This window comes from Nodosilinea sp. AN01ver1 (genome assembly GCF_050565655.1).
Taxonomy (GTDB): Bacteria; Cyanobacteriota; Cyanobacteriia; order Phormidesmidales; family Phormidesmidaceae; genus Nodosilinea.
In genome coordinates, this window is sequence record NZ_JBNXVS010000033.1 from 58,111 (window position 1) to 71,672 (window position 13,562).

The 13,562-nt window shown below is 59.3% G+C and carries 14 protein-coding genes and 1 pseudogene; 6 read left to right on the forward strand and 9 right to left on the reverse strand.

Annotated elements, in window-relative coordinates; translation table 11 throughout:
- Positions 1–48: 48 nt before the first annotated feature.
- Positions 49–1,431, reverse strand: a complete 1,383-nt coding sequence (psbC, locus tag ACQ4N7_RS21215) for a photosystem II reaction center protein CP43 (protein WP_430713486.1) — start codon at positions 1,429–1,431, stop codon at positions 49–51.
- On the reverse strand, positions 1,415–2,473 hold the full coding sequence (gene psbD / locus ACQ4N7_RS21220; protein ID WP_194052891.1) for a photosystem II D2 protein (photosystem q(a) protein): 1,059 nt from the start codon (positions 2,471–2,473) through the stop codon (positions 1,415–1,417). Before psbD ends, psbC begins: the two co-directional genes overlap by 17 nt.
- A gap of 548 nt (positions 2,474–3,021) precedes the next feature.
- Between psbD and ACQ4N7_RS21225 the strand changes: the two genes are divergently transcribed.
- From ACQ4N7_RS21225 to ACQ4N7_RS21235, 3 genes are all read left to right on the forward strand, one after another.
- The gene (locus tag ACQ4N7_RS21225) at positions 3,022–3,588 is read left to right on the forward strand and encodes a photosystem I assembly protein Ycf4 (protein WP_430713487.1); all 567 of its coding nucleotides are present in this window, start codon (positions 3,022–3,024) and stop codon (positions 3,586–3,588) included.
- Positions 3,589–3,685: 97 nt separating this feature from the next.
- A complete protein-coding gene (locus ACQ4N7_RS21230; RefSeq protein WP_430713488.1) occupies positions 3,686–4,432 on the forward strand; it encodes a peptidylprolyl isomerase in 747 nt (248 codons plus the stop codon).
- A gap of 57 nt (positions 4,433–4,489) precedes the next feature.
- Positions 4,490–5,647: a beta-ketoacyl-ACP synthase gene (locus ACQ4N7_RS21235; protein ID WP_430713489.1), complete on the forward strand. Its 1,158-nt coding sequence runs from the start codon at positions 4,490–4,492 to the stop codon at positions 5,645–5,647.
- Between the two features lie 10 nt (positions 5,648–5,657).
- Here the strand turns inward: ACQ4N7_RS21235 and ACQ4N7_RS21240 are convergent, their stop codons facing one another.
- The 4 genes from ACQ4N7_RS21240 to ACQ4N7_RS21255 all read right to left on the reverse strand — a co-directional run bounded on the left by ACQ4N7_RS21240 (position 5,658) and on the right by ACQ4N7_RS21255 (position 9,937).
- On the reverse strand, positions 5,658–5,900 hold the full coding sequence (locus ACQ4N7_RS21240; protein ID WP_430713490.1) for a hypothetical protein: 243 nt from the start codon (positions 5,898–5,900) through the stop codon (positions 5,658–5,660).
- Between the two features lie 90 nt (positions 5,901–5,990).
- Positions 5,991–7,280, reverse strand: a complete 1,290-nt coding sequence (locus tag ACQ4N7_RS21245; protein ID WP_430713491.1) for an MFS transporter — start codon at positions 7,278–7,280, stop codon at positions 5,991–5,993.
- A 273-nt stretch (positions 7,281–7,553) separates the two neighbouring features.
- On the reverse strand, positions 7,554–8,321 hold the full coding sequence (locus ACQ4N7_RS21250) for a hypothetical protein (protein ID WP_430713492.1): 768 nt from the start codon (positions 8,319–8,321) through the stop codon (positions 7,554–7,556).
- 146 nt (positions 8,322–8,467) lie between these two features.
- Positions 8,468–9,937, reverse strand: a complete 1,470-nt coding sequence (locus tag ACQ4N7_RS21255; protein ID WP_430713493.1) for an aminotransferase class I/II-fold pyridoxal phosphate-dependent enzyme — start codon at positions 9,935–9,937, stop codon at positions 8,468–8,470.
- A gap of 198 nt (positions 9,938–10,135) precedes the next feature.
- Here ACQ4N7_RS21255 and ACQ4N7_RS21260 point away from each other — a divergent pair, with 198 nt between their 5' ends.
- Positions 10,136–10,423 (forward strand): DUF427 domain-containing protein, encoded by a 288-nt coding sequence (locus tag ACQ4N7_RS21260; protein WP_430713494.1) that lies wholly within the window; start codon positions 10,136–10,138, stop codon positions 10,421–10,423.
- A gap of 52 nt (positions 10,424–10,475) precedes the next feature.
- Here the strand turns inward: ACQ4N7_RS21260 and ilvC are convergent, their stop codons facing one another.
- Positions 10,476–11,471: a ketol-acid reductoisomerase gene (ilvC, locus tag ACQ4N7_RS21265; protein WP_430713495.1), complete on the reverse strand. Its 996-nt coding sequence runs from the start codon at positions 11,469–11,471 to the stop codon at positions 10,476–10,478.
- A gap of 153 nt (positions 11,472–11,624) precedes the next feature.
- Between ilvC and ACQ4N7_RS21270 the strand changes: the two genes are divergently transcribed.
- Both ACQ4N7_RS21270 and ACQ4N7_RS21275 read left to right on the forward strand, forming a co-directional pair.
- Positions 11,625–12,086 carry a DUF29 domain-containing protein gene (locus ACQ4N7_RS21270; RefSeq protein WP_430713496.1) on the forward strand — a complete coding sequence of 154 codons (462 nt, stop codon included), beginning with the start codon at positions 11,625–11,627 and terminating at the stop codon, positions 12,084–12,086.
- 7 nt (positions 12,087–12,093) lie between these two features.
- Positions 12,094–12,819 carry an SDR family oxidoreductase gene (locus tag ACQ4N7_RS21275; protein ID WP_430713497.1) on the forward strand — a complete coding sequence of 242 codons (726 nt, stop codon included), beginning with the start codon at positions 12,094–12,096 and terminating at the stop codon, positions 12,817–12,819.
- Positions 12,820–12,823: 4 nt separating this feature from the next.
- Here the strand turns inward: ACQ4N7_RS21275 and ACQ4N7_RS21280 are convergent, their stop codons facing one another.
- On the reverse strand, positions 12,824–13,066 hold the full coding sequence (locus ACQ4N7_RS21280; protein ID WP_430713498.1) for a hypothetical protein: 243 nt from the start codon (positions 13,064–13,066) through the stop codon (positions 12,824–12,826).
- 244 nt (positions 13,067–13,310) lie between these two features.
- Positions 13,311–13,424, reverse strand: a pseudogene (locus ACQ4N7_RS21285) (transposase); the annotation flags it as partial.
- Between the last annotated feature and the right edge of the window lie 138 nt (positions 13,425–13,562).

Below are 13,562 nucleotides of genomic sequence, written 5' to 3' on the forward strand. Positions count from 1 at the left end.
TAGGGCAGGAGCTTTTCTTGTAGAACCTTTCGGGCTACAACCTCAACCTTAGTCGAGGTCGCTCATGGCGAGCACGGGTTCAGCTTCGCGATCGATACCTTTCTCGAAGCCTGCTTCAGCCGCGCGGGCGCGACCAGCATGCCAGAGGTGACCAATCAGGAAGAAGAAGCCCAGGACAAAGTGAGAGGTCGACAGCCACTGACGGGGGTTAACGAAGTTCACCGAGTTGATTTCGGTGATCACACCACCCACCGAGTTGATGGAGGCGTTGGGCGCGTGAGTCATGTACTCAGCCGCGCGACGCACCTGCCAATCTTGGATGTCGTTGGTCAGCTTATCCAGGTCTAGACCGTTGGGGCCGCGCAGGGGCTCCAGCCAGGGACCTTGGAAGTCCCAGAAGCGCATGGTCTCACCACCAAAGATGATCTCACCCGTGGGAGAGCGCATCAGATACTTACCCAGACCAGTGGGGCCCTGGGCCGCACCGATGTTGGCACCCAGACGCATGTCGCGCACCAGGAAGGTCATGGCCTGAGCCTGAGACGACTCGGCGTTGGTGGGGCCGTAGAACTCAGAGGGGTAAGCGGTGTTGTTGAACCACACGTAGCAGGAGGCGATAAAGCCCATCAGGGACAGAGCGCCCAGGCTGTACGACAGGTAGGCCTCACCCGACCAGATCAGAGCGCGACGCGCCCAGCCAAAAGGCTTGGTCAGGATGTGGAAGATGCCGCCAGCAATACAGATCAGACCGACCCAGATGTGGCCGCCGATGATGTCTTCCATGTTGTTGACGCCGACAATCCAGCCGTCGCCACCAAAGGGAGAACCCACCAGGTAGCCAAAGATAACGGCGGGGTTCAGCGTTGGGTTGGTGATGACGCGCACGTCGCCACCGCCCGGTGCCCAGGTGTCGTAAACGCCACCAAAGACGCAGGCCTTCAGCACCAGCAGCAGCGCACCGCAACCCAGCAGGATCAGGTGGTAGCCGATGATGTTGGTCATCTGGTTTTTGTCTTTCCAGTCGTAGCCGAAGAAGGATGAATACTCCTCCAGCACTTCGGGACCGCGCAGGGCGTGGTAAATGCCGCCCAGACCCAGTACCGCCGACGAAATTAGGTGCAGTACACCGACAACAAAGTAGGGGAAGGTGTTGATAACTTCACCACCAGGCCCTACGCCCCAGCCCAGCGTGGCCAGGTGAGGGAGCAGAATGAAGCCCTGCTCATACAGAGGCTTATCGGGAACAAAGTGAGCTACTTCAAACAGGGTCATAGCCCCTGCCCAGAACACAATCAGACCAGCGTGGGCCACGTGGGCACCCAGCAGCTTGCCAGATAGGTTGATTAGTCGAGCGTTACCAGACCACCAGGCGAACCCGGTAGATTCTTGGTCGCGCCCGGCAATGTACGAGTTGCTAGAGAGCGTTACCACGGGGGAGTACCTCTTCGGGGAATACAAACTTCTCATGGGGCTGGTCGGTCGGGGCCATCCATGCCCGAATGCCTTCGTTCAGCAAGATGTTCTTGGTGTAGAAGGTCTCAAACTCTGGGTCCTCTGCGGCCCGAATCTCCTGCGACACAAAGTCGTAGGCCCGCAGGTTCAATCCTAGTCCCACCACGCCTACTGCGCTCATCCACAGGCCGGTCACCGGCACAAACAGCATGAAAAAGTGCAGCCAGCGCTTGTTGGAAAACGCAATCCCGAAAATCTGTGACCAGAATCGGTTCGCGGTCACCATCGAGTAGGTCTCTTCAGCCTGCGTCGGCTCGAAGGCGCGGAAGGTGTTGGCGTTCTCGCCATCTTTGAACAGCGTGTTCTCTACGGTGGCACCGTGAATGGCGCACAGCAGCGCTCCACCCAGCACACCCGCAACCCCCATCATGTGGAACGGGTTCAGCGTCCAGTTGTGGAAACCCTGGAAAAACAGCAGGAAGCGGAAAATCGCCGCTACCCCAAAGCTGGGGGCAAAAAACCAGCTCGACTGGCCCAAGGGATACATCAGAAACACGCTGACAAATACCGCAATCGGGGCCGAGAAGGCGATGGCGTTGTAGGGCCGCAGACCGACCAGACGGGCGACTTCAAACTGTCGCAGCATGAAGCCAATCAACCCAAACGCACCGTGCAGCGCTACAAACGCCCACAGACCGCCGAGCTGACACCAGCGCACAAAGTCGCCCTGGGCTTCGGGTCCCCACAGCAGCAGCAGCGAGTGCCCCAGGCTGTTGGCCGGGGTCGAGACCGCTACGGTTAAAAAGTTCGCTCCTTCCAGGTACGACGACGCAAGGCCGTGGGTGTACCAAGAGGTCACAAAGGTGGTGCCGGTCAGCCAGCCCCCTACCGCCAAAAAGGCGCAGGGAAACAGAAGTAGGCCTGACCAGCCGATGAATACAAAGCGATCGCGCTTGAGCCAGTCGTCGAGGACGTCGAACCATCCTCGCTCGGCTTGCGCGCGTCCCATTGCTATGGTCATGTCAAATCCTCTTTATATGACATCCAATCCATAAGGTCGCGGCTCTGTTAGATCCAGTCCAATCCTAGAGTTGAATTGGGCCTAGCAGAGCATTGCCTCAGAGCAGGGGTTTATATCTACTAAGTATTCCAGATATTAGAGCCAGGGGAAAAAATATTCCGGCCCCAATAGCGATGACCCTGCCTGAGTCGCACCAGATAGCCCCTAAAGCCAGGCCCTAAAGCCAGCCTCGAAGGGACCAGGTTTCTATTTATGATAAGGAGTGTTCTAATTTTTTACAATCTGATACGTAAATTCTCAGGTGAACGGGCCGGGGGGTTGCCCAACTGGCGGTAGTTAAAGTCGGTTTGCTCTGGTTCTTCGGGAGGCAGTGGAGTTTAGACTAGGGGTATCTACTGTTTGGTATAAGTTGATGGTTGGTGGTAGCTCCGACTAGAGGTAAGCCAGAGGCGAACCCGGAGCCGCCTGAGTCAACGGCATCGCTGCCTCCGACTGTTTTTTGAGCGTTTTCAATCCATTTCTTCATTAGCCCCATTAGTTAGACAGCTATGACCGCCTCTATTTCTTCGACTCAGCCGCAGACTCTGAAGCGCTCCGTGCTGGGGGCTCGTCGCCTGAGCAATATTTTTTGGGCCACGGTACTCACGCTGGGGGGGCTGGGGTTCGCTCTGGCGGGGGCCTCCAGCTACCTAAAAACGAACTTGCTGCCCTTTGCCGACCCCACCCAGCTGGTCTTTATTCCCCAGGGCATTGCCATGGGTTTTTATGGGGTGGTAGCCCTGGGGTTGGCGACCTTCCTGTGGGTGGTGATCAGTTTGGATGTGGGCGGTGGCTACAACAGCTTTGACAAAGACAGCAACCGTCTCAAGATTGTGCGCAAAGGGTTTTGGGGCAAAAATCGCCATATCGAGATCGAGCACCCTTTGGAGGATGCTACGGCGGTACGGGTATCGATTAAAGAAGGGCTAAACCCAAAGCGCACCCTTTACCTGCGCGTCAAAGGACGGCCCGATATTCCTCTGACTCGGGTTGGGCAGCCCATACCGCTATCAGACCTGGAGAATCAGGGGGCTGAGCTAGCGCGGTTTTTACAGGTGCCTCTAGAGGGCCTATAGACGCTTTAGCAGACAAGTTCTCGATCGCCCCAGCCCCCGTCGCCGATCCCTTGAGATAACATTGGGGGTCGGTTGAACTTTAGGAATTGACGTATTGATGGCTCTCTCTATGCGCCCGTTTACCCTGGCCCTGGCCGCCGTACTCACCCTGTGGCTGGGCGCTTGCGCCAGCTCAGGCAATCTGGACACCACAGCAGGTGAGGCTCCCGCCAACCCAGGAGTAACCGAAGAAGTAGCGGCAGCTCCGACCGGCTTACCTGTGCTAGATGGAACGGCCACGGTGGAGATGGTGGTGAACGGTAGCCCCATCGTGATGGAGCTAGACGGCACCAACGCCCCAATTACCGCCGGTAACTTTGTGGATCTGGTCAATCGCGGCGTTTATGACGGTCTGGTGTTCCACCGGGTAGTGCGCGATCCGGAGCCCTTTGTAGTTCAGGGCGGCGACCCCCAGAGCAAAGATCCCAGCGTACCCGCGCAGCAGTTGGGTACCGGCAGCTTTGTTGACCCTGACACCCAGGCCCCTCGCTACGTGCCCCTAGAAATAAAGCCGGCGGGAGCCGAGGAGCCCATCTATAGCGAAACCCTGGAGGAAGCCGGGATTAGCGACCCCCCGGAGCTACCCCACACGCGCGGGGCGGTGGCGATGGCGCGATCGCAGGCGGTAGACTCGGCCTCGGCCCAGTTTTATATCACCCTGGCGGAGCTGCCCTTTTTAGACGGTAGCTATGCGGTCTTTGGCTACGTCACCAGCGGCATGGAGACGGTCGATGCCATTCAACAGGGCGATCGCATTGAGTCGGCCCGAGTGGTTGAAGGGCTGGAGAATTTGAAGACTGAGTAGGCAGGAATCGGTGGATGGGTAGATGGGTGGCTGGGATAGCGGGCTGGTGCTTTTGCGTTGAGCGCATCCCTGAGTGACCAGAAGTCGGGCGATCGTCGGGTGGTAGTGTCAGGCCTGGGGCTGGTTACGGCCCTCGGCACCACCGCTGCAACCACATGGAAGCGTTTACTAGCGGGAAAATCTGGCCTTTGCACAAGGCAGCCATTTCCTGAGATTGCCCCTCGACCTCTCGCTCTGGTGGGCGATCAACCCGCCGATCTAAGCCTTTTGCTGGGGCTGGCGGTAGCGGAGGCGATCGCCGATGCCTGTCTCCCTCTCCCCCAGCCCGACTGTGGCGTAGTCATTGGCTCTAGCCGCAGCTTTCAGGGCCGTTGGGAGCAGATGGCTCGTCAGCCCAACTGGGCCGAAAATTTCTGGATGGAGACATTGCCCCACATGGGAGCGATCGCGGTGGCCCGCCAGATCCACGCCCTCGGCCCGGTGCTGGCTCCGATGGCGGCCTGCGCCACGGGGCTGACGGCGATCTTTCAGGGCTACGAGCTGGTGCGGCGGGGGCAGTGCGATCGCGTGGTGGTTGGTGCCGCCGAAGCGCCCATAACGCCGCTCACCCTGGCGGGCTTTGAGCAACTGGGAGCGTTGGCCACCACGGGCTGCTATCCCTTTGACCCCGAACGGGAGGGGCTGGCGCTGGGGGAAGGAGCGGCGGTGCTGGTGCTGGAGTCTGAGCAATCGCTGGCTCAGCGCGGGGGACCGCCCCCCTACGGCTACATTCTGGGGGGCGGGTTTAGCACCGATGCCTACCACCGTACGGCCCCTGACCCAGAGCTGAGGGGTAGCCGCTTAGCTTTAAAGAACTGCCTTTACTACAGTGGCCTAAGGCCAGACCAGGTGGGCTACATTCACGCCCACGGCACGGGCACGCAGCTCAACGATGCCCACGAGGCGCGGCTGATCCAGGCAGAGCTGGCTCAGCTGCCGTGGATGAGTTCGACCAAGGGCGCGACAGGGCATACCCTGGGGGCCTCAGGGGCAATCGGGGCCGCCTTTTGCCTGCTGGCGCTGCGGCATGGGGTGCTGCCGCCCAATGTGGGCGATCGCGGCCAAAGTATTTATTCCCAGCTGGTGAGCGAGGCGGTGACGGCTGAGGCCAAGGTGGCGCTGTGCCTGAGCTTTGGCTTTGGTGGGCAGAATGGGGTGCTGGCGCTGGGGCGGTAGCGGGGCAACTTCAAGCCAGGCTGTTGAAAAACTTCATTGCCATCTGGGGCAGGTGGCTGACCTCAAACCAGACCTGTTTGGGGGTAATGCCAAACAGGTATTGCAGGGCGACAAAAATCACCACCAAGCCAATTAGAGGGACAAGCCCGACACTCAGAATTCTGAAGAACAGCTGGGAGACTAAAACAACAACGGCGATCGCCGCAATCAGCAGCACCAGTTGAGAATCGACAGAATTAAGCAGAGAATCCATAGAATGTGAAACCCTTTTCGGGATAGCGGAGAATTTGAGCAAATTCAGGTCATAGTAACCCAAATGGCTCTTTCAAAATTGTTACGGCGATCACGAAGGATCTACGGATAGCTCGGCGCTGGAGCTTTCGACCACCGGGGGCAGGTTTACACGCATAGTCTCAAACACCCAGAGCAGGCCAATACACACCGTCGCGCTCAGCCCCACCCCCAGCCAAAAGCGCTGAGCCAGCGCCGCCGACTGATCCATCGCCCAGCCCCCCAGCAGTGGGCCAACAAAATAGCCCACCGTCCAGCACTGGGAGCTGACCGCGATGTAGGCTCCGCGTAGCGAAGGCGGGGCCAGGTCAGACACCGTAGCAATAAAGAAGGGCTTGTAGGCCACCGACGCCAGCGACAGCAGGCACAGCGCCACCACCGCCCAGACAAACTGCGCCGCCGCAAAGGTGCCCGCTGCCCACAGCAGGGCAAAGCCGATCCCCCAGAGGGCGATCGCACCGCTTAGCACCCAGATTCTTCGCAGAGGCGTCAGCAGGGTCGTGGTTGGAATTTGCAGCACCGCCCCCACGCCGATGTAGCACCCGGTAAACAGGCCAGCCGTGCTGCCCACCGACACCCCCGGTATCGGGTCGCTGCCCGCCAAAAAGTTGGTGAAGTAGAGCGGAATGGTGCTGGTAACCAGGGCCACGTAGGTAGTGAAAAAGATATTCGCCGCCATGAATACCAGCAGCGCCCGGTCTTTGAGCGCGCTGACAATGCCGCCACCCCCCTTGGCCGACTCGGGCCGCTGGGGGTAGTCTGCCGTCATCGCCCCCTGCACCAGCGCCCAAAAGGCCAGAAACATCAGCCCGCAGCCGACAAAAATTAGCTTGGGGGCCGCAGCCAACACCGTCAGTAGGGCACTGCCGCCCAAAATTCCCGCCCCGATGCCGATGTACTCGGCGACGCCCATTACCGCAAAGGCGCGGCTGCGCTCCTCTGGTTCGGTCGCATCCATTACGGCGGCTCCAGAGGCCGTCCAGTAAAACCCCAGACTAACCCCCAAAATAAAGCTGGCCAAAATCAGCAGCCCCAGGCTGTGGGCCACCACCAGCACCGCCGCCACCAGCGCTCCCAGCAGCGCGGCCAGGCTGAGCACCGCTTTGCGCCCAAACCGGGGCGAGTCGGCCAGGGTGCCGCCACCAAAATGCCCCGCCACCTCGGTCACGGCGCACAGGCTGAGGGCAAACCCCACGGCAGTTGCCGAGAACCCCATCTGATTGACGAACAGAATTGGAATGTAAAAATTGATCAGCCCGTAGCTCACCTGGATCAGCAATCGCCCGATCGCCTGGATCGACACCTGGTGGTTAGACCATTGCAGCGCAGCGGAAAGTTTCATAGGAGCAGCGGAGGGCACAGGGTACGGGTGGCCGGGGGTGGGGCAGGCGAGTCCGTCTATTCCCCAGATTTCATTCAACGGGCGACAACATCGACTGTCTGTGTCCGAGACTGCACTTGGGGGATGGGCCGCTGACCCGTTCTGCCCCAAGCATGCACAACGCAGGCTCGTACAGCAAGGTATAAATAAACCTGCCGTTCAGGACGTTGGAAACGCTGCCATCCTCAAAATTTTTCATTTTGAATTTTGCACTTTGAACTCCGCGCAGCGGTACTAGGCAATTTCGCTAAACACATAGACCATGGCCGCCATCGCCAGCACCGTGACAACGGTACCCACCACCTCGACCCCCACTGAGGCGCGACGGTGGGCAGGCCGCAGCCAAAAGTTGAGCCAGCGCACAATGCGGGGCATGACCACCAGGGTAAAGATGCAGGTGGTAATCAGGTTATTAGCCAACATGGCGCTAGCCGGATCCCAGTCTTCAAAGACGCCCAGGCGCTCCAGAATGAAGCCCTGCACCATGATGATCGGGTACAGCCCCAGCACCACCGCCAAAATTTCCTTCCAGGCCGGGGGGCCAAGCCCGGTCAGCTCTTCACCGGCTTCGTTGCTAAACCAGCCCTGCATGCCGGTCTCAAAGGACGTGAATTTGTAGGAGGTAAAAATATCGCGCCCCGCTTTCAGCAGAGCTTCGCGATCGCTCGACTGCAGCCACTGCCTGAGCTGATCGGGCTGCTCGAAGTGCAGCACCGTGTACCACTTCAGGCAGCCCTCCTGCACCGCTAACGGGCGGTAGCGATCGGCCCGCAGAAACCCCTGCGATCGCTGCGCCGACTTCACCATGCGGCGGTGCCAGCTGCGAAAGGCCCAGTTTTTGTTGCTCGGCACAATGTACTCAATAATGACGCTGGGGCTGGGCAAATCGGGGCTGGCGTCTTTGCCCAGCAGTGCCCCCAGCCCGTCCGATGCCGCCAACCGCTGGCTGAGCCGATCCCTCAGCCGCATAAAATTTGTCGTCACCGATTCCTGTAGAGCCATGTTGCCCACTGTCCTTTAAAAGCTCATCCCCAAAGCTGTATTCAGTATACAGTCGTAGAAATTGAGATTTTTTGAAAAACCGCATCTTCAAGCATAGGCCTATCAATCAGGGAATTGGCCTATCTAAAGGCAGACTATGGCTGCTCTTAGGCTATAACCCGAAATTTTTCTGGCGCATCACCGCCGGTAACGTAGCCCCCCTGCTGCTTGATGGTGGCGAGATGGGCGATCGCCCCTTCAGTAATCACTTCCCCCGCCACAATGGTGGGTATGCCGGGGGGATAGGCCGAAATCGTCTCGGCGCTGAGGCGACCGATCGCTGCCTGGGCCGAAAGGGTTTCGGTAGCCGCAAAAAACGCCTCGCGGGGCGATACCTCAGGCAGCGTGAACGAGATCTCAGGGTCTGGAAGGACTGGCTGAGGCACCGCAGTGCTGGCGGAACGGGACTTAGCAAATTTCTCGGTCAGCGAACGAAAACCAGTTATGCACTGCTGTCCATCGGCTGTGGTATTGCCCAGACTGATTATCAAGGTTAGGTGTTGCAGCTCCGGCAGCTCGACTGTAACCCCCAAATCTTCGTGGAGAATTTCGTCAGCCTCTAGCCCAGTTAGCCCCAGGCCCGACACATCCACCGTCAGCCGGGTCAAGTCCAGATCGCTCACGCTAGAGGAGGTCGTCACCGCCGATTTATCGATTACTCGCAGACCAGAGATCGCCGCCAGCTCCCTTCGCATTTGCTGGGCCAGATCGAGCGTGCTCGACAACAACGCCTTGCCCGCGATCGCCATCTGGTGCCGGGCCGCATCGAGCGACGCCAGCAGTAGGGAGTTGGGGCTGGTAGATTGCGTGAGCTGAAGCGCGGCTTGCAGTCGGGATCGGTCGATGCGGCTTCCTTGCGTATGCAGCATCGCCGCCTGGCTTAGCGCCCCCAGCACCTTGTGGGTTGACTGCACCACCAGGTCGGCCCCCAGCGCCAGTGCCGGGGTGGGCAGGCTGGGGTGAAAGGCGAAGTGCGGCCCGTGGGCTTCGTCTACGAGGAGGGGAATGCCGTGGCTATGGGCTAGGGCTGCGATCGCCCCAACATCTGAACAAAGGCCGTGGTACGTGGGCGACACCAGCAGCACCGCGCGAGTATCGGGGTGAGCGGCTAAAGCAGCGGCGACGGTTTCTACCCTCACCCCCAGCACCAGGCCCAGCTCTGCGCTATATTCTGGAGCCACAAAAACCGGCATTGCTCCCGCCAGCACCAGCCCCGCAATCACCGAGCGGTGGGCATTGCGCGGCACAATTATTTTGTCGCCGGGGCCAACGGTAGCCAGAATAGCCGCCTCAATGCCGCAGGTAGAGCCGTTAGCAAGAAAATAAGTGGCATCGGCCCCAAACGCCTCGGCAGCAAGCTCCTGGGCTTCAAGAATTACGCCCTCCGGGGCAAACAAATTATCCAATTCCGGCAGCTCGGGCAGATCCACCGCCAGGGCCGCATTCCCCAGCAGTTCCTTTAGCCGAGGCGAAGCCCCCTGACCTCGCTTATGCCCCGGCGCGTAAAACGCCGCATGGAATCTACGGCTACTGGCCTGCAACGCCGAGAGAAGAGGAGTCTGTGATTGATCGAGCATGGCTGCGAAAAAAATGAGCCGAGTCCTGTAGCGTTGCTCGGTCTTAATAGATTGATACCGAGGCGAAACCAGATCCCCCTAGTCTCTTGCTGCGGAAGACCCGTTACTGCCCCCCTATCAAGGGGGCAGGGGGGGCTCCACCCGCGTCACCCATCCCAGATTCGCTATAGTCTGAGATGCAGATCTGGAGAATATCCTATGGCAAAAGCTACCTGGAACGGTGTTGTACTGGCTGAAAGCGACGCCTGCGAAGTGGTCGAAGGCAACCAGTACTTTCCCCCCGACTCGCTGAATATGGACTACTTTAAGCCGATCAGCAAAACCACCGGCTGCCCCTGGAAAGGCACCGCCAGCTACTACGACATCGTGGTTGATGGCGAAACCAATGCCGGTGCCGCCTGGTACTATCCGGACCCGAAACCCGCTGCGAACAACATCAAGGGCTACGTGGCGTTTTATAGCAATAAGGTGAAAGTAGAAGCGTAGATCTATGTAGGGGCACAGCACTGCTGTGCCCCTACGTGCCCCTGCCGATCGATTATGCCTTCTTCAACCAGCTAAACATAGCCCGCAGATCCTTACCCACCTCTTCAATTGGGTGCTCGGCTTCGCGGCGGCGCATGGCGGTAAACCCGGCGTTGCCCGACTGGCTTTCGAGCACAAACTCGCGGGCAAACTGGCCAGTCTGAATTTCCTTCAGCACCTTGCGCATTTCGGCCCGAGTTTCGTCGGTGATGATGCGGGGGCCACGGGTGTAGTCGCCGTACTCTGCGGTGTTGGAGATGCTGTCGCGCATTTTGGCCAGGCCGCCCTCGACCACCAGATCCACAATCAGCTTCACTTCGTGCAGGCACTCAAAGTAGGCCAGCTCAGGCTGGTAGCCCGCATTCACCAGGGTTTCAAAGCCCGACTTGATCAGCTCGCTGAGGCCACCGCAGAGCACCACCTGCTCGCCAAACAGGTCGGTCTCGGTCTCTTCCCGGAAGGTGGTTTCGAGAATACCGGCGCGGGTGCCGCCGATGCCCTTGGCGTAGGCCATGGCGCGATCGCGGGCCTGCCCCGTTGCATCTTGATACACGGCAAACAGGCAGGGCACCCCTTGGCCCTCTTGGTAGGTGCGGCGTACCAGATGGCCGGGGCCTTTGGGGGCCACCATCACCACATCGACATCGCTGGGGGGCACAATCTGGCCGAAGTTGATGTTAAAGCCGTGGGCAAACAGCAGCACGTTGCCCGCTTCCAGGTTTGGCTCAATGGCTTCTTTATAAATAGTGCGCTGCACTTCGTCGGGCAGCAAAATCATCACCCAGTCGGCCAGCTTCACGGCATCGGCCACGGGCTTGACAGTCAGCCCTTCGGCCTCGGCCTTGGCGGTGGAGCGGCTGCCCTCGTACAGGCCCACAATCACGTTGACGCCGCTGTCTTTGAGGTTGAGGGCGTGGGCATGGCCCTGGGAGCCGTAGCCAATGATGGCAACGGTTTTGCCGTTGAGCAAATCTAAGTTGGCGTCACTGTCGTAATACATGCGGGCCATGGGGTTCTCCTTGAAATCGGCGGGCGATCGCGTTTTAGTTGCAAGCTCTTGATTCTATCAAACTAAGGGGGGCGCAGAAATACCCCAAACCATGACTCACCCCAGGGGCAACTCTCTGTCGGTAGAATAGGGGCGGGCACAGCAGTCGTGATCATGGCCGATCCGCCAATGGTTAAAGCAACCTCTCCCTTTACCCTGTATCAGCAAGACCTGGTAGCTTGGTACGACGACACCATTGCCAAGCTGAAGGCGGGCGATTTGGCGGCAGTGGATATCGCAGCGCTGATTGAGGAAATTGAAGGCTTGGCAGGACGCGACAGGAGGGAGTTGAAAAGTCGTTTGCGAGTCTTGTTGGCTCACCTGCTAAAGCGTATCTATGTCGATGCCCCAGATGACTACCGGGGCTGGGAAATCACCATTCGAGAACAGCGGCGACAGCTGCTCGATCTGCTGGAGCAATCCCCCAGTTTACGCAACGAGGCCGAATTGGTATTTCCTAAGTGTTGGGCCGAGGCGTTGGCAGTGGTGCGCGAAGACTATCCCCAAACGGAGTTTCCCGATCGCTGGCCGGGCAGCACCGATCTAGATGCCCTGCTGAGCGAAAAATTTTGGTAGCCTCTTCATGAACCCGCAGACCTCGTCTCCCGACAAATCGCCCGCCGTTGCCCTGGTCACCGGGGCGAACCGTGGCATTGGCCTGGAAGTGGCCCGCCAGCTGGCCCAGGCGGGGATGACGGTAATTTTAGGCAGCCGCGACCCAGCTAAGGGTGAAGCCGCCGCCGCATCAATGATGCAGGCCGGGTTGGAAGTTTTGCCGCAGCCGTTGGATGTAACCGTCCCAGACAGCGTTCAGCGCGTCGCCCAGGTGGTAGAGCAGCGGTTTGGCCACCTCGATGTGCTGATCAACAACGCAGGCATTCTCTACGACACCTGGCAGCAGGCCAGCAGTGCCGACTTGGCCGTGGTGCAAGAGGCCTGGGATACCAACACCCTCGGTCCCTGGCGGATGGCGCAGGCTTTTTTGCCTCTGCTGAAGCGCAGCCCCCACGGTCGCATTGTCAATGTCTCTAGCGGAGCCGGAGCGTTGAGCAGCATGGGGGCAGGCACCCCCGCCTACAGCACGTCAAAAGCGGCGCTGAATGCGTTTACCCGACTGCTGGCGGCAGAGCTGAAAGGGACTGGCATTTTGGTCAATTCGGTGTGCCCCGGCTGGGTCGCTACCGACATGGGCGGCAGCGGCGGTCGCCCGGTGGCGGATGGCGCGGCCAGCGTGGTGTGGGCGGCGACTCTGCCCGACGATGGCCCCACGGGTGGGTTCTTTCGCGATGGCAAACCGCTGGACTGGTAGCGCACTAGCGGCGAATCCATTTGGTGAGAATGCGCATGGGCTGGCCGGTGGCGGGGTCGAGCTGGGGTTTGCTCCAGGCGCGGGGTTCGGCAAAGCCGACCTGGTGCAGGTGGGCGATGATGAGTTCCATGCCGGAGGCAGTGCCAATGAGCATGACGCGCACGGGTTCGCGCGGGTCGGCGGGTTCGGGCGGGTTGCCGGAGGGCGGCAGGCCGTAGATTTCGCTGTTGGGGATGAATTCGGTCATGGTGAGATGGGAGTAAGGGTTGATGAAAGGGATCCAGACCTCCGAGTTTTGTAAAAACTCGGAGGTCTTTTGCCGCAAGAAACTGCACGAAGGGTGCGAAACCCTCCGCGAGATGGGAAACTGTGGCATGGCAAATGGAAACAAGCTGAAGCTTTTCAGCTAGCTAATTCGGCTCGGAGTCATCTAGGCTCTTCCGAGCTTTTGGTGAAGCCGAGAAAACGGTTGTTGCCCTATGAGCTTGCTGTTAAGCAGCCATAATGAATCGCTTGGCGAGCAGCTCTAAGTTAGCCCTGCCGTACATCTGGCGCTTCAGCATCTTCAACTTGTTATTCAAGCCTTCGACAGGGCCGTTGCTAACCTCTGTCATCAGGCTAGTGCAGCGTCAAGACTTAATTTTAGGGTAGACAGACGCGAGCTTACAGCGTGCGTCGTCGACCTTCATCTGCCAGTCAACCCCGCGCTGGATGGTGTTGACATCACGCGACCAGGCAGCTGT

Bases quoted from the DNA above. Each gene is read 5' to 3' on its own strand.
- psbD (WP_194052891.1), bottom strand. From the start codon at position 2,473: ATGACCATAGCAATGGGACGCGCGCAAGCCGAGCGAGGATGGTTCGAC.
- ACQ4N7_RS21225 (WP_430713487.1), top strand. From the start codon at position 3,022: ATGACCGCCTCTATTTCTTCGACTCAGCCGCAGACTCTGAAGCGCTCC.
- ACQ4N7_RS21230 (WP_430713488.1), top strand. From the start codon at position 3,686: ATGGCTCTCTCTATGCGCCCGTTTACCCTGGCCCTGGCCGCCGTACTC.
- ACQ4N7_RS21240 (WP_430713490.1), bottom strand. From the start codon at position 5,900: ATGGATTCTCTGCTTAATTCTGTCGATTCTCAACTGGTGCTGCTGATT.
- ACQ4N7_RS21245 (WP_430713491.1), bottom strand. From the start codon at position 7,280: ATGAAACTTTCCGCTGCGCTGCAATGGTCTAACCACCAGGTGTCGATC.
- ACQ4N7_RS21250 (WP_430713492.1), bottom strand. From the start codon at position 8,321: ATGGCTCTACAGGAATCGGTGACGACAAATTTTATGCGGCTGAGGGAT.
- ACQ4N7_RS21255 (WP_430713493.1), bottom strand. From the start codon at position 9,937: ATGCTCGATCAATCACAGACTCCTCTTCTCTCGGCGTTGCAGGCCAGT.
- ACQ4N7_RS21260 (WP_430713494.1), top strand. From the start codon at position 10,136: ATGGCAAAAGCTACCTGGAACGGTGTTGTACTGGCTGAAAGCGACGCC.
- ilvC (WP_430713495.1), bottom strand. From the start codon at position 11,471: ATGGCCCGCATGTATTACGACAGTGACGCCAACTTAGATTTGCTCAAC.
- ACQ4N7_RS21270 (WP_430713496.1), top strand. From the start codon at position 11,625: ATGGCCGATCCGCCAATGGTTAAAGCAACCTCTCCCTTTACCCTGTAT.
- ACQ4N7_RS21275 (WP_430713497.1), top strand. From the start codon at position 12,094: ATGAACCCGCAGACCTCGTCTCCCGACAAATCGCCCGCCGTTGCCCTG.
- ACQ4N7_RS21280 (WP_430713498.1), bottom strand. From the start codon at position 13,066: ATGACCGAATTCATCCCCAACAGCGAAATCTACGGCCTGCCGCCCTCC.